The following is a 22,161-nucleotide window of genomic DNA, read 5'->3' on the forward strand; positions in this document are numbered from 1 at the left end:
TACCATGCATTCCGAAATATATACCGATGGAATCGACGAAATCACGGTAGGCGGGTCGATCGTTCGCGTCGACATCGTCAGTCTTTCGCCGACCGAACGCGACGCGAACAATGCGCCCAAGAAGGTCTTTCGCCAGCGACTGATCTTTCCGATCGAGGCGTTCGCCAACTCCGTCGAAGTCATGCAGAACGCGCTGCAGGGGCTGGTCGACGCGGGTGTGGTGAAACGCAACCAACCGCGACCGTCGTCGGACCCCTCGATGTCGAGCCCGACCAACGCGGATATGACCGCATCAGCCCCGAACCTGTCACGGAATCCAAATGCTTCATCAAATTTCCGTTAAAGACGAAGTTCAACCGCCTCCTCAGGAGACCGAGCCCGTCGCCGCGAGGCGCGTCGAAGTCCAGACGGCACTCCAGTGCCTGGAATTCGTTGCGGCGCGCCACGGCGTAGATCTGTCCGTCGAACAGTTGATGCATGCTCATGCGGTCGATGGCGCCGCGCTCCCGGTCTCGGACGTCGTGCGTATGGCCCGACAGGCTGGGCTAAGAGCGAAGATTGCGAAGATCGACTGGCAGGCTCTGGTAAACCTCGGGGAGGCGTTCCCCGCGATGGTTCAACTCGCGAACGGCAATTGGGTGGTGGTCGCGGGCGCCGGCGGTGGGAGCGATGCCCCATGCGTCAACGTCATCGATCCGCTCGCGGACCGGCGTAACGAGCCTTTGCTGGTGAACGAGGATCGATTTTGTACCAATTGGAACGGCGATGTTCTGCTCATCAAGCAGGATCAGAAGGGCGCCGCGTCCGAGAAGACGTTCGGCTTCCGCTGGTTCGTCCCGGAGCTTCTGTGCGAGCGGCGCCTCTTCGTCGATGTCGCCGTCGCCGCCATTCTGCTCTACGGACTCGGTCTCGTGGTTCCTATTTTCTTCCAGCTAGTCATCGACAAGGTTCTGGTGCATGAAAGCTTCACCACCTTGTACGTCCTTGCAGCCGGAGCCGTCGTTGCCCTGATATTCGATGCGATCTTCAGCTTCCTGCGCCGATATCTGATGCTGTATGCGACCAACAAAGTCGATATACGGGTAGCCACGAAGACGTTCGGCCATATGTTGGGTTTGCCGGTGACGTTCTTTGAACACATCTCCGCAGGCATATTGGTCAAACATATGCAGCAGGCCAGCCGCATCCGGGAATTCCTCACCGGCCGGCTGTTTCTCACCTTCCTGGACGCGCTCTCGCTTCTCGTCTTCATTCCTGTCTTGGCGATGTACAGCCTCAAGCTGACGGGAATCGTGCTGGCATTCACCTTTCTCAGTGGCACGATCGTCGTGCTTCTCATGGGGCCGTTCCGGCGCCGCCTCTTTAGTTTGTACCAAGCCGAAGGCACGCGGCAGGCATTGTTGGTCGAGACCGTCCATGGCATGCGGACAGTAAAGTCGCTGGCGATGGAACCGTTGCAGCGCAAGGTTTGGGACGACTGCTGCGCACAGTCGGTCTCCATGCGCTTCAACGTGGAGAAGATTTCGGCCGCTGCTCAATCCACGACCGGGTTCCTCGAGAAGCTGATGACGCTCGGCATCATCGGCCTCGGTGCGTTGGACGTCTTCGGCGGCGAATTGACGATCGGCGCATTGGTTGCGTTCAACATGCTCGCTGGTCGTGTCTCAGGGCCGCTGGTGCAGATGGTCACGATGGTGCATGAGTATCAAGAAGTCGCGCTCGCCGTCAGGATGCTTGGTGAAGTCATGAACCAGGCTCCAGAGCGTGAGGCGTTGCGCAGCGGATTGCGACCGGACATTAAGGGAAGCATCGAATTCGAAAGCGTCTCCTTCCGCTATGGCGCCGAAGGAGCCGCAGCTCTCGACGACGTGTCCTTTTCAATTGCGCCAGGGCAGGTCTTTGGGATCGTCGGACGCAGTGGTTCCGGAAAAACGACGCTCACGCGTCTGATGTCAGGCCTGTACCCCATCCAGCAGGGGCTGGTGCGGATCGACGGCTATGATGTGCGCGAGGTCGACCTTGTTCACCTCCGGAAGAATCTCGGCGTCGTTCTGCAGGACAGCTTCCTGTTCCGCGGGACTATTCGGGAGAATATCGCACGCGTCAAACGCGATGCGACCTTTGCTGAGGTCGTCCAGGCGGCACAACTCGCGGGCGCGGACGATTTCATCCAGCGACTGCCGCGAGGTTATGACACTCTGCTCGAGGAGGGCGCGTCCAATCTCTCCGGCGGGCAGAAGCAAAGGCTGGCGATCGCGCGCGCGCTGATCGTCAACCCGCGCATTCTCATCCTTGATGAAGCGACAAGTGCCCTCGATTCGGAGAGCGAAACTATCATTCGTCGCAATCTCCGTCGCATCGCGTCCGGCCGAACCGTGGTTATCGTCTCGCACAGGCTGTCGATGCTGGCGGAGGCGGACTCTATCCTTGTGATCGAGGGCGGCCGTGTCGTCGATGTCGATAGGCACGACAAGCTCATCGCCAAATGCAGCATATATCGGCACTTGTGGAATCAGCAGATGAAGGCGGCCTGACGATGGACATCAATGAGCGCGCGAACTCGCCTGCCGCGGGGGGAGCAAGTCCGGCGAGCTCCGAAAGGCGGAAGCCAACGGCGTTACGGTCCGCGAGGATGCGTCGCCCCGACGTCGTCCGCGAGTTCCAGTCCGATGCTGTGGAGATCGAACAGAGTACGCCGCCGAACGTTGCTCGTCTCACTCTCTACTGCGTGGTGGCCCTGATATTCGCTTCCGTTCTGTGGGCCTCGCTTTCTCACGTCGAAACGATCGTCTCGGCGCAGGGAAAGCTCACGACGACCCGCCCGAATCTCGTCCTTCAGCCGCTCGAAACGTCTGTCATACGGCAGATGCATGTCCGCGCTGGGGACGTGGTCAAGAAGGGCGATCCGCTGGCGACCCTCGACCCGACATTTTCGCAGGCTGACCTCGACCAATTGCGCGTTAAAGTCGCGGCGTTCGATGCGGCGATTGAACGCCTCAAGGCCGAACTCGAAGGGCGCGACTACGTTCTGACGGAGCCGAACAACCCCGATGCTATCTTGCAGAGCAAGTTGTTCGCACAACGTAGGTCGTTCTATAGCGCCCAATTGGCGACTTTCGACGCGCAGATTGCCAGCGCCCGCGCGAATTTGAAGACAGGTCAAGACGATGAGACGGTGCTGGCTCAGCGCCTTGAAACGATGAAGTCCATCGAGTCGATGCGGACCACCCTGATGGACCGGGAAGTCGGATCCAGGCTGAACTTCCTGCTCTCGCGGGATGCGCGTCTCGAGGTGGAAAGCAGCCTGTCGAGAGCGCGGGGAAACCAAGTAGATAGCGCGCACAAGATCGAGAAGGCCGAAGCGGATCGACAGGTTTTCATTGAGGAGTTCAAGCGCGCGACATATCAGGAACTGGTCGAGACACTGGCCAAGCGGAGCGGTGCGGCAGAAGACCTGAAGAAGGCGGAGCTGCGCAGGCAACTCATCGTCCTGTCGGCTCCAGCTGATGCGGTTGTATTGGAACTCGCGAACCGCACCGTCGGGTCAGTGGTTAAGGAGGCCGAGACCTTGTTCGTACTCGTGCCTCGCAACGTGCCGTTGCAGGTGGAGGTCAACGTCGAGGGCCGAGATATCGGCCAGATTGTCCTCGGACAAGCCGCCCGTCTCAAGTTCGACGCCTTTCCCTTCCAGAAATATGGAACGGCAACGGGAATGGTGCGCGTCGTCAGCGAGGATGCGTTTAACCCGGACTCGAAGACTGACGCGTCGCGCCGCAATCCCGCTCCTTATTACCGCGTGTTGGTCGACGTGACCGACGGCAAGCTGCGAACTCCGTTGGGGCAGGTTCAACTCATCCCTGGCATGGCCGTGACCGCGGAGCTCAAAGTCGGGCAACGGAGCGTGATGTCCTATTTTCTCTATCCACTTCTCCGTGGCCTGGATGAGAGCATTCGTGAATATTGAACGAGAGGTTGTATGAGCAACGCAGGTGGGCAGGATGTTGTCGCTCCGAGGTCCGTTGCAGCAAGCGGGGTCATGGGGAATTCGCCGCTGGTCAATTACGCGCTGAGCGGCTTGCAGAAATGCTGGCTCCCAGATAAGCAGCGATGGTCTCATATTTACCATCTCGACGGGCGCGAGAATCCCAACGAATCCGTTCCTCATAGCGACGTCTTCTATTCGCTAAATGTTCTCTTGGGAATGTCACGCATCCGGGCCGTGCCGCAGGCTATCAACATTCCAGACGTGTTCTCGACCAATGTCGATCAGCTTACGCGTCTGCCCGTGCCGACCTATGCGTTCGGCATGGCCCTTTGGGCCGCGGCGAAACTGAAACTTGAGGTGCCGTTCAGCGTTTCTAAAGTGATTAGACAATTGCTTGAAAACAGAGGCAGGTGGACGACGTTCCGGGCGCAGGATCTAGGAATGCTCCTGATAGGGATCGTTGCCCAAGCGGTGGAAGGCAGGACCGAATTTTCCCATCACGCTGCGCTTCTGTTCAACTTTCTGAGCGAGTCCTACGCAACGGATTCCGCACTGTTCTGTGACACTGCTACCGGGTTCCGGCGCCGCTTCGCGTCATTCGCGACCCAGACATATCTCGCCATCGCCTGCTACAGCTATGGTGAGTTTGCCGGCGAGCCGGAGGCAATCGAGCTGGCCAATTCATGCGTACGCCGCTTGATTGAGTTACAGGGCCCCCAAGGTGAATGGCCGTGGTTCTTCGACGCGAAGCGTGGCGAGGTGGTCGATTTTTACGAGGTCTATTCGGTTCATCAGTACGGAATGGCACCTGCGTTGCTTGAATTTGCGGAACGCCACAATGTGGAGGGAGCAACCAAGGCGTTGGTGAAGGGATTCAACTGGATCTTTGGTGAGAACCAACTGAGGCGATCGATGCTGCTGCCGGCGTCGCAGCTGAGCTATCGGTCGCAGGTGCGTGTGAACGAACTGCATTCGAAGGACAGGCGCGTGGTTCGCGCTGTCGCGAACGCCTATCTTGGTCGTAAAACCCAGTTGATCCCGCCTGCCAGCCTTACGCTCCGGATGGAGTGCCGAAGCTACGAACTCGGATGGATCCTGTGGTCGTTCGGAGAGCGATACGATCTTGACCAATTGACGCATAATTTGGTGTTCAGCAGCGCCTTGCGATGAGGGCGGTCACGCTAAGTGCCGTGGCGAAGAAAGACGCATCGATGCGATCACTGACGATTGACTCTGAGTGGTAGCTCGGTCCCGAAGTCAAGTGGAGCGGACCGAGCCGAGAGAGGCTTAGCTGCGAGCTTTCAATAGGTTGTCCGTCCGGTCCCGGTCGGGGAAGCTGCGGGCGTCGAAGCTTTAGCGGTCCGCGAGGGGCCCCGGATGAACATCCACAAGGACTCTCGGCTGGCCATGGTCGAGACTGGTCGGCGCCGTCGCTGGATGGATGACGAGATCTGAAGGCTTGGCTTGCCGATGTCCTGGCGCATCGCCGAGCATCTCGTCCAAAGGCTCGATGAGCTGTTTGCCGTGGAATTGGCACAACATCCTACAAGTTGATCCGTAAGCGTCGTCCCGGCCGCACCTTTCGGTTGACGTGCTGATCTGCGACGTTTCGGTTCGTTCGAACCGCTAGGCTTAGAATGGACACAGTGGATAGTGCTATCAGCAAGCCGGTTCGGCGACTGGAGGTGTTCACCGGTGCGGGGCGCCGGCGGACGTGGAGCGCCGAGGACAAGGCGCGGGTCGTTGCGGAGATCGAAGCCAGTGGCGACTCTGTTTCCGGCGTGGCGCGGCGGCACGGATTGTCACCGCAGCAATTGTTTGGCTGGCGCCGGCGAGTCAGGGAAGCTCAGGCGGTCGTTTCCAAGGATGATGAACCACGGTTCGTCCCGGCGGTGGTTACCGCGGCACTGTGCGAGACTGCGGGATCTCGACAGCGCAAGGCGCGGCGGCAGCAGCGGGACGAACCGCTTGGCGGAACGATCGAGGTTGCGATCGACGGCGTGACGGTGCGCATCGGCGCGGGCGCTCCGTCGGACACCATCGCCGCGGTGTTGCGGGCGCTGAAAGCCGGAGCGTGATCGGCCCGACGGGCGCGGTCCGGGTGATGGTGGCGACCAGGCCTGTGGACTTCCGCAAGGGCGCCGATGGGTTGGCGGCCCTGGTGCGGGAGAGCATGGCGGCGGATCCGTTCTCGGGCGCAGTCTACGTGTTCCGCGCCAAGCGCGCGGATCGGATCAAGCTGGTGTATTGGGATGGCACGGGTCTGTGCCTGTTCGCCAAGCGGCTGGAGGACGGCATCTTCCGCTGGCCGAAGATCGAAGATGGCGTGATCCATTTGTCGGCCGCGCAATTGTCGGCGCTGCTCGAAGGGTTGGATTGGCGGCGTGTCCACGCGGCGCGCGAGACGGTGACGCCGGCACAGCCCGGCTAACGCCTGGACGTTTGTTGCTGTGGCAAAGTGAATCAGCAGCATCGAGCACGTCGCAAAATGCTGGTAAACATGATCTGATTTGATCATGCCGCGCGACGCATTGCCCGATGATTCCGAGACCTTGAAAGCGATGCTGCTCGCCGAGCGGGTGCAGAACGAACGGCTGCGTCAGATCATCAGGGACCTGCAGCGCCACCAGTTTGGCCGCCGGGCGGAGACGCTGCCCGAGGACCAGATGCAGCTCGGTTTGGAAGACGTCGAGCAGGCGGCGGCGCGTGACGTCGCGGAAGCTGAGCAGGCGACACCGGCCGCACGACAGGCCGGAGCTGCGAAGCGTCGGGCCAATCGCGGCGCGCTGCCGGCGCATCTGCCGCGGATCGAGACCACCATCGATATCGACGACAAGACCTGCCGCTGCTGCCAGGGCGCGTTGCACCGGATCGGCGAAGACAAGAGCGAGCGGCTGGATATCGTGCCGGCGAAGTTCCGGGTGCTGGTCACGATCCGGCCGAAATACGCCTGTCGCCAATGTGAGGATGGCGTCGTGCAGGCCCCAGTGCCGGCGCGGCTGATCGAGGGTGGGCTTCCGACCGAAGCCACCATCGCCCAGGTGCTGGTCTCCAAATATGCGGATCATCTGCCGCTGTATCGGCAGGCCCAGATCTATGGCCGCCAGGGCGTCAACCTAGACCGCTCGACGCTGGCAGACTGGGTGGGCCATGCCGCCTGGCATCTGCGTCCGCTGCACCAACGCCTGCTCGACAAGCTCAGAGAGCGGCCAAAACTGTTTGCCGATGAGACGACGTTGCCGGTGCTGGATCCTGGTCGTGGTCGCACCAAGACCGGGCAGTTGTGGGCCTATGCCGCCGACGACCGGCCATGGAACGGATCCGAGCCGCCAGGCGTGGCCTATGTCTACGCGCCGGACCGCAAGGCCGAGCGGCCGATCGCCCATCTCGACAGCTTCAGGGGCATCTTGCAGGTCGATGGCTATGCCGGCTACCGCCGGCTGGCCGAGCGCGGCGACGTGCAGCTGGCGTTCTGTTGGGTCCATGTGCGGCGCAACTTCTACAAGCTCGCCACACCCGGACCTGCGCCGATCGCCAGCGAAGCACTGCAGCGCATCGCCGCGCTTTATGCGATCGAGAACGACATCCGCGGCCGCACCGCCGAGGAGCGTCGGACCGTGCGGCAGCAGAAAAGCCGCTCGCTGGTCGACGCATTGGAGAGTTGGCTGCGCGCAAAACTCGGGCTGATCAGCCAGAAGGGCAAGCTCGCCGAGGCAATCCGCTATGCGCTGTCGCGCTGGGAGGGCCTCACCCGCTTCCTCGACGATGGCCGCATCGAACTCGACAACAACGCCGTCGAGCGTTCTATCCGCCCGATCACACTGAACCGGAAAAATGCCTTGTTCGCGGGATCCGACGGAGGTGCCGAGCACTGGGCCACCATCGCCTCGCTGATCGAGACCTGTAAACTCAATGATATCGATCCGCTCGGCTACCTGACAGACGTCCTTACCAGGATCGCCAGCGGTCATCCCAACCGCGACATCGACGCGCTCTTGCCGTGGGCCTACCAAAAGCAAGACCTCAGAGCCGTGGCCTGAGAACGACGCTTACACTGCTACGCGCTCCTCGCGGGATGCTTACGCGCGTTCTCAGGGCGCCGCTGCGGCAGAGCCAGTGCGTCGCTACGTGCGCGGCCACTCCTGCGAGCTGATCCATGTCGACATCGAAAAGCTCGGTAGATTCGTGCGAACCGGTCAGGTCACCGTCGTGACGAGTTCTGCCAGGCGGCGGCGCTCTCCAATGATTGAGGCTCTTCGCCAAACCTAAACGCGTTGGGGTCGGTCCGATGATGGCCATCGCGTCTTGCCTAACAGTTGGGACGGACGCTCAACTAGGGCATGAAATACTGCTGCGAAGCAGATCGATACCGCGACGGCCAAAACAATGACCAATACTGGCGGCAGGCGCTGCCAAAGTGAGTAATACATAGCAAAAATAATCGGTACGTGCACCAGATATAGACTGTACGAGATGCGGCCCAACCAGCAGAATATCTTGTGTTCAAGAAGAACTGCGCGATCCGAAAGTGAAAGAGCGATGATGATCCCACTCCCGACGCCGGCGATGAAATCGTTCACGCGTGTCATGGCCGCTAAAGCAACCGCTAGCGCCAGCAAGAAAACTAATCTCGATGAGCGATTCAACTCGAATTTTATCGTTTCGCGATGCGATGCCAGCATCGCGCCGAAGTAGAAAAATGGGATAAAATGACACCAAGCAAGAATAGCTTGCGAAGGGGAATCTGAAAAGTACGGCAAAGTATCAAATCCGAACAATCGAACTGCCGTCTCAGTGCCCACTATCCAGATGAGCATTGCGAACACTGAACGCGATGTTGAAAGATGCTTGCTCAAAAAATAAAGCGCTGGAAAGACTAGTGATATTCTGAGCTCGATAATTAGGCTCCAAAAAACGATGTTTAGTGACGCGTCTTGTTTTCGCCCAAGGAAGAATGCCTGGTTCAGAAGCTTGGTGAAATCCAAATGCTCGGTCCAGTTTTCTTTAAACCAACTTGTTTGGTGAGCAATATCGACCGGATGTACAATGTAATAAAGCGTGGCAGAAAACGCTATGGCAGCGATCGCTGGGATGTATATTCGGCAAATACGCCGGAAGGCGAAAATGGTATAATTCCAGGTCATCTCGCGCTCGATAGAGATCGCAAGGACGAAGCCGCTTAAAATAAAAAACAAAATTACTGCAGGTCGTCCGACAAAAATCAGCCTGATCGGAGACCACCATGATGAAAATATCTCTATCCAAGGGTAGTGCGGCAGAATGGTCAAGCAGGCGTGGTGAAGCACAACCGCCAACGACGCGATTCCCCTCAGCGAATCTAATTTATTCTGCCGCAAATTGGATTCCTTTAAATAATCAAAAGCGTAAAAACGGGAAATTGAACAACCCGTTTAGTGGTTCAATTAATAAAATAATTAATATTAATATGGCTATTCTGACAAGAGGGAGAGCCCTCAGAGATCGAGCTGGGCTAACTTTTCGACTAGCTGACCTTGCCCCAAGTGTTTTCCGGTTCTGGTGGTGGAGGCGCCGCGAACTTGCGCGGAGGCCTTGGCATAGCGCAACGGCCAGCTCGGGGCGCGGGTTGAAGGTGACGTGCCCCGGCGCAAAATCTAATTCTGGGTGGTCCAAAGTTCGGTCTCACTGCACTGCAAGCAGGACTCTGCCCATTGCTGGCTGAAAGAAGGCGCTTCGGTCGGAGGCAGCGTGGCTGATACTGCCGCACCGGATTTGACACCTAGATTTTTGTTTCGCGATTCCAGACGATCGCGCGATCGCCGAATAGCATTTGGAGCATCCTCCGAGCCCGGTGGACCCGGATTGCGCAGAGAATAGCGCAACCTTTCAGACGGGCGGGAAATCCCTGGATCCGGCTAGTCAACAGCACCTTCGGGAAATCGCGGAACGGCGATATCAAGATCAGCAATGCACGCAAGGCCCAGCGCCAGCGCCAAGCCGGGGTGCCTTCCGCCATATTGAAATAGTGGCAAATTTGACGGTCCCATTTAAGTCGAAGTTCTTCCAATGTCCTTCTTGCCGGATGATAAACGATCATGTCCGACACGTAATTGAACTTAAAACCGCGGGCGCTGGCGCGCTGCCCCCACTGCATGTCTTCGGCCACGCAGAGTCCGGCAAAGGGTCCAACTTCGTCGAATTCGGTCCGACGCACGGCAAGATTGCCCGTGCCGCAATAGCCATGCTGCTCGATATAGAGTTTGAACCGGTAGGCAAAGATGCTCTCATAGGCTTCGATGCCAGTGATCGGTTGGCTGGGGTCGCGCCAGATCTGGACATCGCCGCCAAGGATTTGGCCTGGACCGGCGTGCCTGAAGGCTGCCTGGATCGATGCAAGCCAGTCGGGATGGGCCCGGCAGTCGGCATCGATAAATGCAAGGATTTCGCCGCCAGCGGCACGTGCGCCGGCATTCCTCGCCAGTCCTGGTCCGGGTCTCGCCTCATGCAGAAGGCGCGCGCCGGTGTAGCTGGCGACGATCGTCGTCGGCAAGGACGTTGAGCCATTGTCGATGACGATGACTTCGAACCTGTCGGCGGACAGAGATTGCTCCGCGAGGCTCTCCAAGCATTCCCGCAAACCTTCAGGCTGATTCAGATGCGGAATGATCACCGTGATCAGCAGGTGCTGCTGCTCCGATTTAGTTCCGTCTGTCGCCGATCCGCATTCGCTCACGGCGCCGCCGGTGAAGTTCACAACCGCGGCTAGCTCGGCCGGCATTCGCTCTCTCCATGCCCACGCATTATTTCATATTAATTAATTTAACTCTTGCAATTGATAATAATAAATATAATGCTTGTCTAACATTAAATTCGACCAATCAATTAATTTACTCGTTCTGCGGCGTCGAAGAAATCATTCCGTCGATGAGGGCCCAATGAGGGAAACGTTCTTAGGGTGTCCGATTGATTTGCTGACCATGGCAGAGACGGTCGAGCGCGCCCGCGACGCGATGTGCAATCGGAAGCGATTGCACCACGTTGCATTGAATGTCGCGAAACTCGTCAATATGCGCACCGATTTGGTGTTGGCTGATGATGTTGCTGGAAGCGATATCGTTGGCCTCGATGGCATGGGAATCGTGTGGGGGGCGCGCTGTCTCGGAATTCCGGCGACGACCCGCGTGAGCGGCGTAGATTTGCTTGTCGAGGTTCTCGCGGTATGCGCGAAAGAGGGATTCAGGCCGTATTTTCTCGGCGCGACACGCGAGATTCTTGACCTCGCCGTGAGGCGCACGCAGGACAAGTATCCAGAGATTAAATTTGCCGGATGGCATGATGGTTATTTCAGTGCAGCCGCTGAAGCGCAGGTCGTGGCAGACATCAGGAGCAGTCGCGCCGACTGTCTGTTCATTGGGATGCCGACGCCGCGCAAGGAGCGGTTCCTGGCGGCGCACCGCGATGACGTCGACGTCTCCTTCATCATGGGGGTCGGTGGCTCTTTTGACATCATAGCCGGGCGCACCCGTCGTGCTCCCGTGACCGTGCAGCGGCTCGGCCTCGAATGGCTCTATCGGATCTATCAGGAGCCGCGCCGCATGTGGTGGCGCTACCTCAGAACGAACAGCATTTTTGCAGGCATTATCTCCACGGAGATACTGCGCCGGGGTGTCTTGGCGGTCAGCGGCGTTGGCCGGCTTGGGTCACCAAAGCCTACACGCGGTGGGAGGTAACCGTGCAAAAGCATTTTTTAGTGCTGCTCGGAACTCGTCCTGAAGCCATCAAACTGTTTCCGGTTATCAACCAGCTGAAAAGCGATAAGCGTGCAACCGTTACGGTGTGTGCCACGGCTCAGCATCGGGAATTGCTCGATCAGGTCTTGAAGCTGTCGAATATTGTTCCGGATTTCGACCTGGACATCATGACAGCGAACCAAAGCCTAGATAGGCTGAGCGCACGCTTGCTTGACAGCATTGGCGATGTACTGGATCGGTCACGTCCGACTCGTGTTGTGGTGCAGGGGGACACGGCCACCGCAATGGTCGGTTCGTTGGCTGCGTATTATCGGCGAATCCCCGTCTCGCACGTCGAGGCCGGTCTCAGAAGCGGCGATATCTATGCGCCATGGCCGGAGGAAGTGAACCGGAAGATCGTCGGCTCCATCGCAGACCAGCACTTTGCCCCGACGGACCGTGCCTCCAAGGCGCTCCAGGCCGAGAACGTTCCAAAGGAACGGATCCATGTCACCGGCAATACTGTGATCGACGCACTCATCGCCGCGAAAGCGGTGGTCGAGGCGGACCCGCGAATGTCCACGCGCTGGGAAAGCGTTCGGCAGCAACACGGCAATCGGCGGATCATTTTGGTGACGTGTCACCGGAGAGAGAACTTCGGCCAGGGCGTTCACAACATCGTCGACGCTTTGCTGGCAATTCTGCAGCGAGACGACGTGGCGATGGTTCTTCCCGTTCATCCGAACCCGAACGTACGGGACATCTTCGCTGAGCGCTTATCCAATCATCCGCGGGTGACGCTGATCGCGCCGCAAGGATACACTGACTTCGTGGGACTGCTATCGCTTGCGTATCTGGTCCTCACCGACTCCGGGGGTGCAGGAAGAGGCACCGACCTTCGGAAAGCCAGTCCTGGTCATGCGCGAGACAACGGAACGCCCCGAGGGGATAGAAGCCGGCACCGCGCGGTTGGTCGGTGCGAACACCTGCAGGATCGTCGACGAAACATTTCGCTTGCTCGACGACGAGGACGCCTACGCGTGTATGGCGCGATCACACAATCCGTTCGGGGATGGGCGCGCGAGCGAGCGAATTGCAAAGGTTCTGCTCAATGCTTGAATTCGGAAAAGTCGTTGTCCTGGGACTGGGTTATATCGGTTTGCCTACCGCGGCGGTGATCGCCAGCAAGGGGATGAAGGTTCTAGGCGTAGATACCAAAGCCAGCGTGGTGGAGACCGTTGCATCGGGCGCGATCCATATCGCGGAGCCCGATCTGGACGGTCTCGTGCAGAAGGTCGTCTCGAGCGGCGCCCTCCGCACCTCGACCAAACCGGAATCGGCCGACGTCTTCATCATCGCGGTTCCCACGCCGATCGATGACGCAAATCGTCCAGAGCTCACTCACGTCAAGGCCGCAATCGAGAGTATCGTCGAGTTTCTGGCTCCGGGAAATCTCGTCATTCTGGAATCGACATCGCCAATCGGCACCACGGAGATGATCACCAAAACGATCACCGAACGTCGCCCCGACCTCGAGATCGGAGGCAGCGATCGGGAGGGGGTGACCGGTGTCGCTGTCGCTTATTGTCCGGAACGGGTATTGCCTGGGCGAATTCTCACTGAGATCGTGAACAATGACCGGTGTATCGGTGGAATAACGCCCTGGTGCACGCGGCGGGCACAGCGGTTCTACAAGACCTTCGTCCGCGGCGCCTGCGTCCCGACCACGGCGCGGGCGGCAGAATTGGTCAAACTCACTGAAAACGCATTTCGAGACACCAACATCGCCTTCGCGAATGAGCTGTCTCTTATCTGTGACCGGTTCAACATAAATGTCTGGGAAGTCATTGACCTGGCCAACCGACACCCGCGCGTCAATGTGTTGCGCCCGGGACCTGGCGTCGGAGGTCACTGCATCGCCGTTGATCCGTGGTTTATCATCGATTCGGCCCCCGATCTTGCGAGAGTGATGCGCACCAGCCGCGAGGTGAATGTCGCAAAAACAAGAAAGGTGATCGAGCGGGCTGAACAACTGATCGACGATCACCCCTATGCCACGATTGCCTGCTGCGGGCTCGCGTTCAAGGCGAACGTCGATGACTTGCGCGAAAGCCCGGCGATGGAAGTCACGCATCATCTGGTGTCGAAATACGGATCGAGGATCAAGATCGTTGAGCCGAACATTCGTGCGGTGCCGGAGGCGTTGCAGGGGCTCGGAGCGGACCTCGTGAGCATCGATGAGGCGCTGCGGACGTGCGAAATTGCGATCGTTTTGGTTGATCACGACGAGTTCAAAATGGTGCCGATTTCCGAGCGCCGTCATCTGGACGTGATCGACACGCGCGGAATCTGGCTCGATATGCCGGCACGTACTTGAGGGCGTTATACTTGTCCTGGTCGATGGCGGGGCACGGCGCGCGAACGCAGTATTCTTAATCGTTTTGGCGAGGACACCATGCAAGGCGGTCGTTTGGGAGTAGGCGTCATCGGTTACGGCTATTGGGGCCCGAACCTTGTCCGCAATTTTGCAGCCAGCGAGTGCGCGCGTGTTGTCGGGTTGAGCGATCGCGATCCGTCAAGGCTTGCGATCGGCAAACGCCTTCATCCGGAAATTGAGACGACGACTGACGTACGTGACTTATTCAGAAATCCTGATATCGATGCGATCGCGATCGCAACGCCTGTCCACACGCATTACGAATTGGCTTTGGCCGCTTTGAATGCCGGAAAGCATGTGTTCGTCGAGAAGCCGCTGGCGCCTACATCAGACCAGGTGCGACGGCTGATAGATGAAGCGGCTCGGCGCAACCTGACGCTGATGGTCGACCATACGTTCCTTTATACGCCTGCGGTCCAGAAGATCCGCGAACTGGTTAGCCAGGGCGAATTGGGCGAGATTTATTACTACGACAGCATCCGTTCCAGCCTTGGATTGTTCCAAAGTGATGTGAATGTCATATGGGACCTCGCCGTTCATGATCTCTCAATCATCCAGCACATCCTGAATGAGAGACCGGTAGCGGTCTCGACAACCGGGTCAAGCCACGTAGCAGGTGCTCCGGAAAATATGGCCCATATCACGCTGTTCTTCCAAAGCAGTTGCGTTGCGCATGTCAGCGTGAACTGGCTATCTCCGATCAAGGTCAGGCAGACTTTCATCGGCGGGAGCCGAAAGATGATTGTCTACGACGATGTAGAGCCGACCGAGAAGATCAAGGTCTATGACAAGGGCATAACGCTGAACGGGTCGGCCGAAAATGCCTATCAGCTTCGTATCGGGTATCGCGCAGGCGATATGTTGGCCCCGCATATTTCTTCCAAGGAAGCGCTGCAGACCGAGGTGGAGCACTTTGCACATTGCATCAGGAGCGGTAGCCAGCCGATTTCCGGCGGCGAGTCGGGCTTGCAAGTGATCGAGATCCTCGAGGCCGCATCGCAATCAATGACCGAGCAGGGGCGGCCCGTGAGAATTGGACGAACGAACCTGCGGCTCCGACAGCCGGCGTATTAGTGCGTCCTTGCAGTTTCGATATAGTCCTAGAGGGGGTCGATGAGCTCAGTGCATAGATCGGTATTGTTCTCGGCATTGGAGCGGTACGGAAGCATTCTGCTTGTTTTCGCGGCCATGGCTGTGCTTTCGCGGCTGCTGTCTCCGGCCGAATTCGGCGTCTATGCCGTCATCAGCGCGATCCTCGCGGTGATCAGTGCGTCATATCAAGAAATCGGCGGTGCGAACTACTTGATTCAGAAGATAGCGCTGTCCGCAGCCGACGTCCGCACTGCCTTTACCGTCACGCTTATGTTCTCTGTCGCCGTTACGATGGCAGTTGTTGTAGCAGGCGTGCTAATTGCCAGGTTCTATGGCCAGGAAAGTCTAGGCACCGGGCTCGCAGTCGCTGCAATCAGTTTCGTCCTGACGCCCTTTTCGGCAACGATCACGGCGCTATACCGGCGAGAAATGCAATTTGGCAAGCTGGCGGTCTGCAACCTGATTGCAAATACAGCCTCGATGATCGTGGCCATTCTTTTGGCCGCCTTGCACTACAGTTTCATGGCGCCTGTGTGGGGAGGCGTTGCGGGCAATTTCGTTCTCGCCGCGCTCTTGGCGACCGCGCGGCGGGACATCAAGCTGTTCCGGCCCTCGCTCGCCGGTGCGACAGAAGTGATGGGGTTTGGCCTTTACTCGAGCGGAATTAGTCTCATCAACGTTTTCTACAATCTTGCGCCCCAGATATTTCTAGCACGCATTCTGGATTTTAGTGCGGTTGGCCTCTACAGCCGTGCGCTCGGCGTAACTCAAGTCTTCGACAAGCTCATAGGACAGGTGCTCGGCCCCGTGATGATGCCTGCTATTTTTCAGCAGATTGGCGCGGGCGGCGAACTGCGTCTAATTTATCTCGATGCGATCCGGTTATTGACCGCGGTGTATTGGCCGTCATTGGCTTTCATGGCGATCATGGCTGAGCCGATAATCACGATTTGGCTCGGTTCTTCATGGCTCGAGATCGTCCCGTTAGTGAGATTGATATGCATTGGATATCTCGCGTTGTTCGCGGCATGCCTCACTTACCCGGTTCTGGTGGCTGCCGGCAGGGTTCATGATGCATTGTTGTCCTCGCTCATCTCACTGCCGCCCTCGCTTTGTCTCGTCTTCGCGGCATCGTTCTGGGGCGTGACATGGGTGGCTGCTTCGATGCTCGTGACGCTCCCGTTCCAGGCCGCGGTTGCGATCGGGTTTATCGCCAAACGGCTGGGCTTGACCTGGTCCGAATTGTTCGCTGCGCTGTGGAAAAGCGCGCTCGTGTCGCTGATGTCGTCGATTGCAGCTCTGTTGTTTGCGGTTATGATCAGTCTCGACGAGATCGGCATGGTGTCGGGATTGGCCGCAGGATCCGCTTGTGCTGCTGGGGCGTGGTTGACCGGTATGACGGTTACCCGGCATCCTCTCCTGGAGAAGATTGCGAACGCCTCGAACGGATTGTGGGACCGTCGATTGAATCGCTTGTTTGACAGGCGCAATACGCAAAAAATTCGCTCCGCCGAGCAGGGGCGGAATGTTTGATAGGAGTGTAGAATGCCGATCTCGAAAGATGTGAAACTTGGAAAGGACGTACGTATTTTTCACCCCGATTTGGTGAACCTTTATGGTTGCACGGTTGGCGACGAGACCCGTTTGGGAACGTTCGTGGAAATCCAGGCGGGAGCGACCGTCGGTGCCCGCTGCAAAATCTCGTCCCATACGTTCATTTGTGAGGGGGTCACGATAGAGGACGAAGTCTTTGTCGGGCACGGCGTCATGTTCACGAATGACAAGGTTCCGCGCGCCACGACCGAGGATGGGCGGCCTCAGAGCGCTGCCGATTGGCTGGTGGTACATACGAGGGTCGGAACCCGGGCATCGATCGGGTCCAATGTCACCATTCTTTGCGGCTTGACGATCGGCGAAGGGGCCGTCGTCGGGGCCGGCGCCGTTGTGACCCGCGATGTGCCTCCGAACACGACTGTCGTTGGTGTTCCGGCTCGCATTCTCCTTAGCACGGGGACGGAGCGGGCTGGCGCCGAGCTGGACGCTAGTGAGATCTGAGCGCTTGCTTAGTATATAAAAAGATTTTTGTTTATTTATATTATATTTTGTGATTTAATTTAAAAATGACTTATTAAACGATTGGGTGCAGGCGTGAACGACCCCGTTCCTTTTCTTGATCTAAAAGCGCAATACCGCCAGATTAAACCAGAGATCGAAGCCGCGGTCCTGAGGGCATTGGAGAGTACCAATTTTGTGCTCGGGCCGGAGGTCGTGGCCTTCGAGGGGCGGTTTGCCAATTATTGCCAGGTCCCTCATTGCCGTGCAGTGAACAGCGGCACGTCGGCGTTGCACCTTGCGCTGGTGGCGGCGAATATCGGTCCTGGCGATGAGGTCATAACCGTCTCTCTGACATTCGTGGCGACCACGGCAGCCATTCTTTACAGCGGCGCCACGCCGGTTTTCGTCGATGTCGATCCGGCAAGCTGGACGATGGATCCAAGTCTCGTAGAGGCCGCGATCACACCCCGTACAAAGGCGATCATGCCGGTCCACCTTCACGGTTTGATGGCCGACATGGATCCGATCATGGAGATCGCCCGCCGGCATGGCCTGATCGTGATCGAAGATGCTGCTCAAGCTCATGGAGCAGAATACAAAGGCCGGCGCGCGGGCTCGATCGGAGACTTCGGCTGTTTCAGCTTCTACCCCGGCAAGAATCTGGGCGCGTTTGGCGAGGGCGGCGCTGTTGTCACGAACGATGTGGCTGCCGCCAAGCGGGTGTCCCTGCTGCGCGACTGGGGTCAGGAGAGCAAATACAATCACGTCGTTCCCGGTTTCAACTATCGCATGGATGGTGTCCAGGGTGCGGTCCTGAGCGTGAAGATGAAGTATATCGAGGAATGGACCGAGGCGCGTAGGCGCGCAGCAACCCGATATCACGAGCTCCTCGGTCGCTATCCGTGCCGGCGCCCCGTCTCGCCAGACCACAGTCGGCACGTCTATCATGTCTATGCCGTCGGGCTGCCGCAGCGGGGCGCCGCCCTTGATGCGCTGCAATCCGCGGGAATAGGCTTCGGCATTCACTACCCAGTACCCGTACATCTTCAGAAGGCTTATGCCCACCTTGGCGGCGGTGAGGGCAGTCTGCCTGTGACTGAGATGTTGTGTGCAGAGTTTCTGTCGCTCCCGATGTTTCCGGAATTGAAGGCAGAACAGGCTGCGAAAGTAGTTTCGGTACTCGAGAAATTCCTGATGGCCGAAGCGGCGTGAGCCGCAATGTCACCTCCAGAAAAACAATCGAACGGGAGAATGCCGTGGTAAGCTTGAGAGGAAAGCGCGTACTCGTTACTGGCGGTGCCGGATTCATTGGGTCTCACATCGTCGACCTGCTTTGCGATGAAGAGTGCATCGAAATCGTTGCGATCGATAACATGGTTCGCGGTCGCGCAGACAACCTAGGCCGGGCGATGGCGCGGGGCCCTGTAAGACTTGTTCAGGGAGACATCTGCGATCAGAAGCTTATGGGCGCGCTCGTGCAAGCGACGGACATCGTCTTCCATCAGGCGGCACTACGGATCACACATTGTGCGGTAGAACCGCGTTTGGCCATGAATGTGATGGTGCAGGCGACCTTCGACTTGCTTGAACTGTGCGAGAAGCACAAGATCGAGAAGGTCATCGCTGCCTCGTCGGCGTCGGTGTACGGGATGGCCAGTGAATTCCCGACGACGGAGCATCAGAATCCGTACGATAACAGAACGCTCTATGGCGCCGCCAAGGCGTTCAACGAGGGTCTATTTCGTACATTCAAGGACATGTATGGGCTCGATTACGTCGCCTTCCGCTATTTCAATGTCTACGGGGATCGGATGGACATCCACGGCCGCTACACCGAAGTCCTCATTCGCTGGATGGAACGCCTGGAAGCCGGATTTCCGCCCATCATTTTCGGCGATGGTCAGCAGACGATGGACTTCGTCCATGTTCGCGACGTCGCTCGGGCGAATATCCTGGGGGCCAAGGCCAAGGTTTCTGACGAGGTGTTCAATATTGCAAGCGGGACCGAAACGAGTCTGACCCAGCTCGCGGCTACACTGGCGTCCGTCATGGGGCGCGGCGATCTGGTGCCGGAGTTCGGGCCCGAGCGGTCTGTCAATCCGGTGCCGCGCCGTCTTGCGTCGACCACAAAGTCCGAACAGAAGCTTGGCTTCGTTGCTTCCGTTCCCCTTGAGCAGGGCCTCCGCGAACTGGTCGATTGGTGGCGCGCACAGCACGGTGCGTTGGTGAAAGAAGATCGACGGGAGGCATTGGCGTCGTGATACCAATCGCTTTGCCGTTTCTCGGAACAGAAGAAGCCGACGCCGCTCGCGACGCCGTTCTGTCGGGCTGGGTCTCGCAGGGCCCGCAGGTGGCGGCCTTCGAATGCGAATTTGCAGCATTTGTAGGTGCACGCTATGCGACGGCGGTGTCGAACTGCACCACCGCGCTGCACTTGGCGCTCGTTGCCGCCAACGTCGAGCCGGACGACGAGGTTATCACCGCTAGCCATTCGTTTATTGCGACAGCGAACTGCATCAGATATGTTGGTGCCATACCGGTATTCGTGGACATCGACCCGGATACTTACAACATTGACCCCGTGCGAGTCGAAGAGGCGATCACCAGCCGAACGCGCGCCATCATTGCTGTTCATCAGATGGGCATGCCTTGTGATCTGTCCGCTCTGGTCGATATTGCCCGGCGGCACAACATCGTTCTGATTGAAGATGCCGCTTGTGCTGCAGGGAGCGAGATCTCGATTGGCGGCGAGTGGGAGCGGATTGGAATGGCTCACGGTCGGATTACGTGCTTTTCGTTTCATCCACGCAAGGTCATTACCACTGGGGAGGGCGGTATGCTGACCACGTCCGACCCGGAGCTTGATCGCAAGTTCAAGCTGCTGCGGCAACACGCGATGAGCGTGCCCGACACGGTCCGCCACGGTGCGTCGCAGGTCATTTTCGAGAATTATCTACAAGTCGGATTCAATTATCGTATGACTGACGTGCAGGCCTCCATCGGGCGGCAGCAATTGGCGAAATTGTCAGGCATCATTGCGAGCCGGCGCAAACTTGCATCGGCATATGCCGAATTGCTCGGGAACATCGAGGGCGTGCGGCTGCCGTACGAACCCGCCTGGGCACGCTCCAACTGGCAGAGCTATTGCGTGGGACTTCCCGATAGGCTCGATCAGAAAGCCGTAATGCAGAATATGCTCGATCAGGGGATCGCTACACGGCGCGGGATCATGTGCTCACATCTCGAGGCTCCCTATCGCGATGCCGAGACCCGCCACACGCTGCGGCAATCCGAGCGGGCCCAGAAACACTCGATACTCCTCCCGCTCTATGCGCAGATGAAAAAATCCGATCAGCTTGAGGTCGTTCGGGCCTTCAGAGCTGAGGTCGAGCGCTGACCGCGGTTGCATAAGGCGGCGACATCGGTTTGTCCTACAGAAGATAGGGATCAGGGAGTTCTGCTACCGCGGACTTGATTCAGGACGGCCGCAACCCGACTACGCGAGTTGCTGTCGTCGACCCGCGCGGTCCCCAGCCATTTTTGATATTTTCGGTTGATCTTGTAGGCCGCAAGCGCTGTCGCGCAGCATGCGGCTTCAGAAAGCCTGCTGCCCGCATGGTCCCGTTGTTCGATGGCCGCCGCATAGGCGCGTTCGAGCGTTTTTGCGGCCTGCCGGAGGCTGAAGCGGCTCTCCGCCAGATTCCGGCCGAACTCTCCGAGCTCGGAACGCATTTGGCCAGAATCCACCAAGCCTTCGAGCGCACGGCGGATGGCGGCTGGGCCTCCGCCGAGTGAACCAGGACCAAGTCCGTACCAACCCTGCTGCAGGAACGTCGCACAACTCTCGGGGGTAAGAAGTTCGCTGAAGCCGTTCTCGCCGACAACAAGGAGCGGCTTGGCAAACGCAATGCCTCTCAGCGCCGAACCGCCCTGGCCGACGATCACATCGGCAGCCGCATAGGCGGGGCGAGGGTTTGAGAGTTCCCCGGTCAACATAATGAGTTCGCGACCGACCGACGAATTGATGTTGGCCGCTCGCTGGTCGACTTCAGCCCTTGCTCTGCCATCCCCAACGATGAGAAGCCGTACAGGTTTCCCTGCCCGGCAAAGTTCGCCCACAGCATCGCAGGTCGACAAGATGCCTTCTAGTTTGAGATCGGGAACGAGGCGGCAAATGATCGCGATCAAAATCTCGCTTGGCTGGATACCGGACTGCTCGCGAAAACCGTGTCCATCTACGAATGGGCTATCCGCGCTGGTATCCACGGGCGGCTCCAGGAGAAAGACCTGTTTGTGACCCGCGGCCAGGGCCGACTGACGGATCAGTTCGGTGCCGACCGTCAGAGGCACTTTCTTCGGGATGAAGGGCGCAACCGACATCGACATCACCGTCCCGATCACCGGACATCCGCTCAGGCCAGGTCCGGCAAAGGCCTCCAAGATTGGGGGCCATTCATGGCCATGAACGACGTCGATCTCTCGCTCCCGCACGAGTCGGCTAAGCATCCGGGCTACGGTGAAATCGGGACGACGCCGATGGGATGGAATTCCGACGTGCTCCAGTCCCAATGCCCTCACGTGCGCAACCAGCGGACCTGGCTCCGCGACGACCGTCAATTGGTGTCCGCGGTCCCGTAGCGCGCCCGCCAACTGAATCGCATTGAGCTGCGACCCGCCCAGCTCCATCGAATGTGGATATAAAGCAATTCGCAGCACTGGTTAATCCTCTACATTATGAAAAAGCTAAGGAAAACAGCTGACTCTTGCGCAAATGCTCGATGTTGCCATTCAATTTCATCCGCTTGATTAAATTATCGCTTTTCACGCCCGATTAATAGCTTTAATAATCTAGTTAATTGGTGAGACGAACGAGTGGTTCCGGG

General features: G+C 58.3%; 18 protein-coding genes and 1 pseudogene. 16 read left to right on the plus strand and 3 right to left on the minus strand.

Annotated features, from left to right (window positions below):
• The first annotated feature begins 4 nt into the window (after positions 1-4).
• From ACUXVA_RS14910 to tnpC, 7 genes are all read left to right on the plus strand, one after another.
• Positions 5-343, plus strand: a complete 339-nt coding sequence (locus tag ACUXVA_RS14910) for a hypothetical protein (RefSeq protein WP_265079596.1) — start codon at positions 5-7, stop codon at positions 341-343.
• Positions 321-2,534 carry a peptidase domain-containing ABC transporter gene (locus ACUXVA_RS14915; RefSeq protein ID WP_445492977.1) on the plus strand — a complete coding sequence of 738 codons (2,214 nt, stop codon included), beginning with the start codon at positions 321-323 and terminating at the stop codon, positions 2,532-2,534. Before ACUXVA_RS14910 ends, ACUXVA_RS14915 begins: the two co-directional genes overlap by 23 nt.
• A gap of 2 nt (positions 2,535-2,536) precedes the next feature.
• On the plus strand, positions 2,537-3,964 hold the full coding sequence (locus tag ACUXVA_RS14920) for an HlyD family type I secretion periplasmic adaptor subunit (protein WP_445492979.1): 1,428 nt from the start codon (positions 2,537-2,539) through the stop codon (positions 3,962-3,964).
• Positions 3,965-3,976: 12 nt separating this feature from the next.
• On the plus strand, positions 3,977-5,155 hold the full coding sequence (locus ACUXVA_RS14925; protein WP_445492981.1) for a hypothetical protein: 1,179 nt from the start codon (positions 3,977-3,979) through the stop codon (positions 5,153-5,155).
• A 515-nt stretch (positions 5,156-5,670) separates the two neighbouring features.
• Positions 5,671-6,063: an IS66-like element accessory protein TnpA gene (gene tnpA / locus ACUXVA_RS14930; protein ID WP_445491550.1), complete on the plus strand. Its 393-nt coding sequence runs from the start codon at positions 5,671-5,673 to the stop codon at positions 6,061-6,063.
• Positions 6,060-6,416 carry an IS66 family insertion sequence element accessory protein TnpB gene (tnpB, locus tag ACUXVA_RS14935; RefSeq protein ID WP_265079591.1) on the plus strand — a complete coding sequence of 119 codons (357 nt, stop codon included), beginning with the start codon at positions 6,060-6,062 and terminating at the stop codon, positions 6,414-6,416. The genes tnpA and tnpB overlap by 4 nt, the downstream gene beginning before the upstream one ends.
• 85 nt (positions 6,417-6,501) lie before the next feature.
• Positions 6,502-8,025 carry an IS66 family transposase gene (tnpC, locus tag ACUXVA_RS14940; RefSeq protein WP_265079592.1) on the plus strand — a complete coding sequence of 508 codons (1,524 nt, stop codon included), beginning with the start codon at positions 6,502-6,504 and terminating at the stop codon, positions 8,023-8,025.
• Between the two features lie 225 nt (positions 8,026-8,250).
• On the opposite strand, the gene ACUXVA_RS14945 is transcribed toward tnpC, so the two are convergent.
• Both ACUXVA_RS14945 and ACUXVA_RS14950 read right to left on the minus strand, forming a co-directional pair.
• Positions 8,251-9,342, minus strand: a complete 1,092-nt coding sequence (locus ACUXVA_RS14945) for an acyltransferase family protein (RefSeq protein ID WP_445492983.1) — start codon at positions 9,340-9,342, stop codon at positions 8,251-8,253.
• Between the two features lie 401 nt (positions 9,343-9,743).
• Entirely contained in the window at positions 9,744-10,742 is a 999-nt protein-coding gene (locus ACUXVA_RS14950) for a glycosyltransferase (protein WP_265079589.1), read from the minus strand.
• A 157-nt stretch (positions 10,743-10,899) separates the two neighbouring features.
• Between ACUXVA_RS14950 and ACUXVA_RS14955 the strand changes: the two genes are divergently transcribed.
• The 9 genes and pseudogenes from ACUXVA_RS14955 to ACUXVA_RS14995 all read left to right on the plus strand — a co-directional run bounded on the left by ACUXVA_RS14955 (position 10,900) and on the right by ACUXVA_RS14995 (position 20,675).
• Positions 10,900-11,694, plus strand: coding sequence for a WecB/TagA/CpsF family glycosyltransferase (locus ACUXVA_RS14955; protein WP_265079588.1), 795 nt, complete (start codon positions 10,900-10,902; stop codon positions 11,692-11,694).
• Positions 11,695-11,714: 20 nt separating this feature from the next.
• A pseudogene (wecB, locus tag ACUXVA_RS14960) lies at positions 11,715-12,813 on the plus strand (non-hydrolyzing UDP-N-acetylglucosamine 2-epimerase).
• On the plus strand, positions 12,806-14,071 hold the full coding sequence (gene wecC, locus ACUXVA_RS14965) for a UDP-N-acetyl-D-mannosamine dehydrogenase (RefSeq protein ID WP_445492986.1): 1,266 nt from the start codon (positions 12,806-12,808) through the stop codon (positions 14,069-14,071). The pseudogene wecB and the gene wecC overlap by 8 nt, the downstream one beginning before the upstream one ends.
• Positions 14,072-14,149: 78 nt before the next feature.
• Positions 14,150-15,205, plus strand: a complete 1,056-nt coding sequence (locus tag ACUXVA_RS14970; RefSeq protein WP_445492988.1) for a Gfo/Idh/MocA family protein — start codon at positions 14,150-14,152, stop codon at positions 15,203-15,205.
• A gap of 39 nt (positions 15,206-15,244) precedes the next feature.
• Positions 15,245-16,756 carry an oligosaccharide flippase family protein gene (locus tag ACUXVA_RS14975; RefSeq protein WP_445492990.1) on the plus strand — a complete coding sequence of 504 codons (1,512 nt, stop codon included), beginning with the start codon at positions 15,245-15,247 and terminating at the stop codon, positions 16,754-16,756.
• A gap of 12 nt (positions 16,757-16,768) precedes the next feature.
• Complete coding sequence (locus tag ACUXVA_RS14980; RefSeq protein ID WP_265079585.1) at positions 16,769-17,278, plus strand: acyltransferase; 510 nt, start codon at positions 16,769-16,771, stop codon at positions 17,276-17,278.
• A 93-nt stretch (positions 17,279-17,371) separates the two neighbouring features.
• Positions 17,372-18,490, plus strand: a complete 1,119-nt coding sequence (locus ACUXVA_RS14985; protein WP_265079584.1) for a DegT/DnrJ/EryC1/StrS family aminotransferase — start codon at positions 17,372-17,374, stop codon at positions 18,488-18,490.
• Between the two features lie 53 nt (positions 18,491-18,543).
• Entirely contained in the window at positions 18,544-19,539 is a 996-nt protein-coding gene (locus tag ACUXVA_RS14990) for an NAD-dependent epimerase/dehydratase family protein (protein ID WP_445493297.1), read from the plus strand.
• On the plus strand, positions 19,536-20,675 hold the full coding sequence (locus tag ACUXVA_RS14995; RefSeq protein ID WP_445492993.1) for a DegT/DnrJ/EryC1/StrS family aminotransferase: 1,140 nt from the start codon (positions 19,536-19,538) through the stop codon (positions 20,673-20,675). Before ACUXVA_RS14990 ends, ACUXVA_RS14995 begins: the two co-directional genes overlap by 4 nt.
• Positions 20,676-20,725: 50 nt before the next feature.
• Here ACUXVA_RS14995 and ACUXVA_RS15000 read toward each other — a convergent pair whose 3' ends face one another.
• Entirely contained in the window at positions 20,726-21,994 is a 1,269-nt protein-coding gene (locus ACUXVA_RS15000; protein WP_445492995.1) for a glycosyltransferase family 4 protein, read from the minus strand.
• Positions 21,995-22,161 lie beyond the last annotated feature (167 nt).

This window comes from Rhodopseudomonas sp. RCAM05734 (assembly GCF_052658035.1).

Bases quoted from the DNA above. Each gene is read 5' to 3' on its own strand.
- ACUXVA_RS14910 (WP_265079596.1), top strand. From the start codon at position 5: ATGCATTCCGAAATATATACCGATGGAATCGACGAAATCACGGTAGGC.
- ACUXVA_RS14915 (WP_445492977.1), top strand. From the start codon at position 321: ATGCTTCATCAAATTTCCGTTAAAGACGAAGTTCAACCGCCTCCTCAG.
- ACUXVA_RS14920 (WP_445492979.1), top strand. From the start codon at position 2,537: ATGGACATCAATGAGCGCGCGAACTCGCCTGCCGCGGGGGGAGCAAGT.
- ACUXVA_RS14925 (WP_445492981.1), top strand. From the start codon at position 3,977: ATGAGCAACGCAGGTGGGCAGGATGTTGTCGCTCCGAGGTCCGTTGCA.
- tnpC (WP_265079592.1), top strand. From the start codon at position 6,502: ATGCCGCGCGACGCATTGCCCGATGATTCCGAGACCTTGAAAGCGATG.
- ACUXVA_RS14950 (WP_265079589.1), bottom strand. From the start codon at position 10,742: ATGCCGGCCGAGCTAGCCGCGGTTGTGAACTTCACCGGCGGCGCCGTG.
- ACUXVA_RS14955 (WP_265079588.1), top strand. From the start codon at position 10,900: ATGAGGGAAACGTTCTTAGGGTGTCCGATTGATTTGCTGACCATGGCA.
- wecC (WP_445492986.1), top strand. From the start codon at position 12,806: ATGCTTGAATTCGGAAAAGTCGTTGTCCTGGGACTGGGTTATATCGGT.
- ACUXVA_RS14970 (WP_445492988.1), top strand. From the start codon at position 14,150: ATGCAAGGCGGTCGTTTGGGAGTAGGCGTCATCGGTTACGGCTATTGG.
- ACUXVA_RS14975 (WP_445492990.1), top strand. From the start codon at position 15,245: ATGAGCTCAGTGCATAGATCGGTATTGTTCTCGGCATTGGAGCGGTAC.
- ACUXVA_RS14980 (WP_265079585.1), top strand. From the start codon at position 16,769: ATGCCGATCTCGAAAGATGTGAAACTTGGAAAGGACGTACGTATTTTT.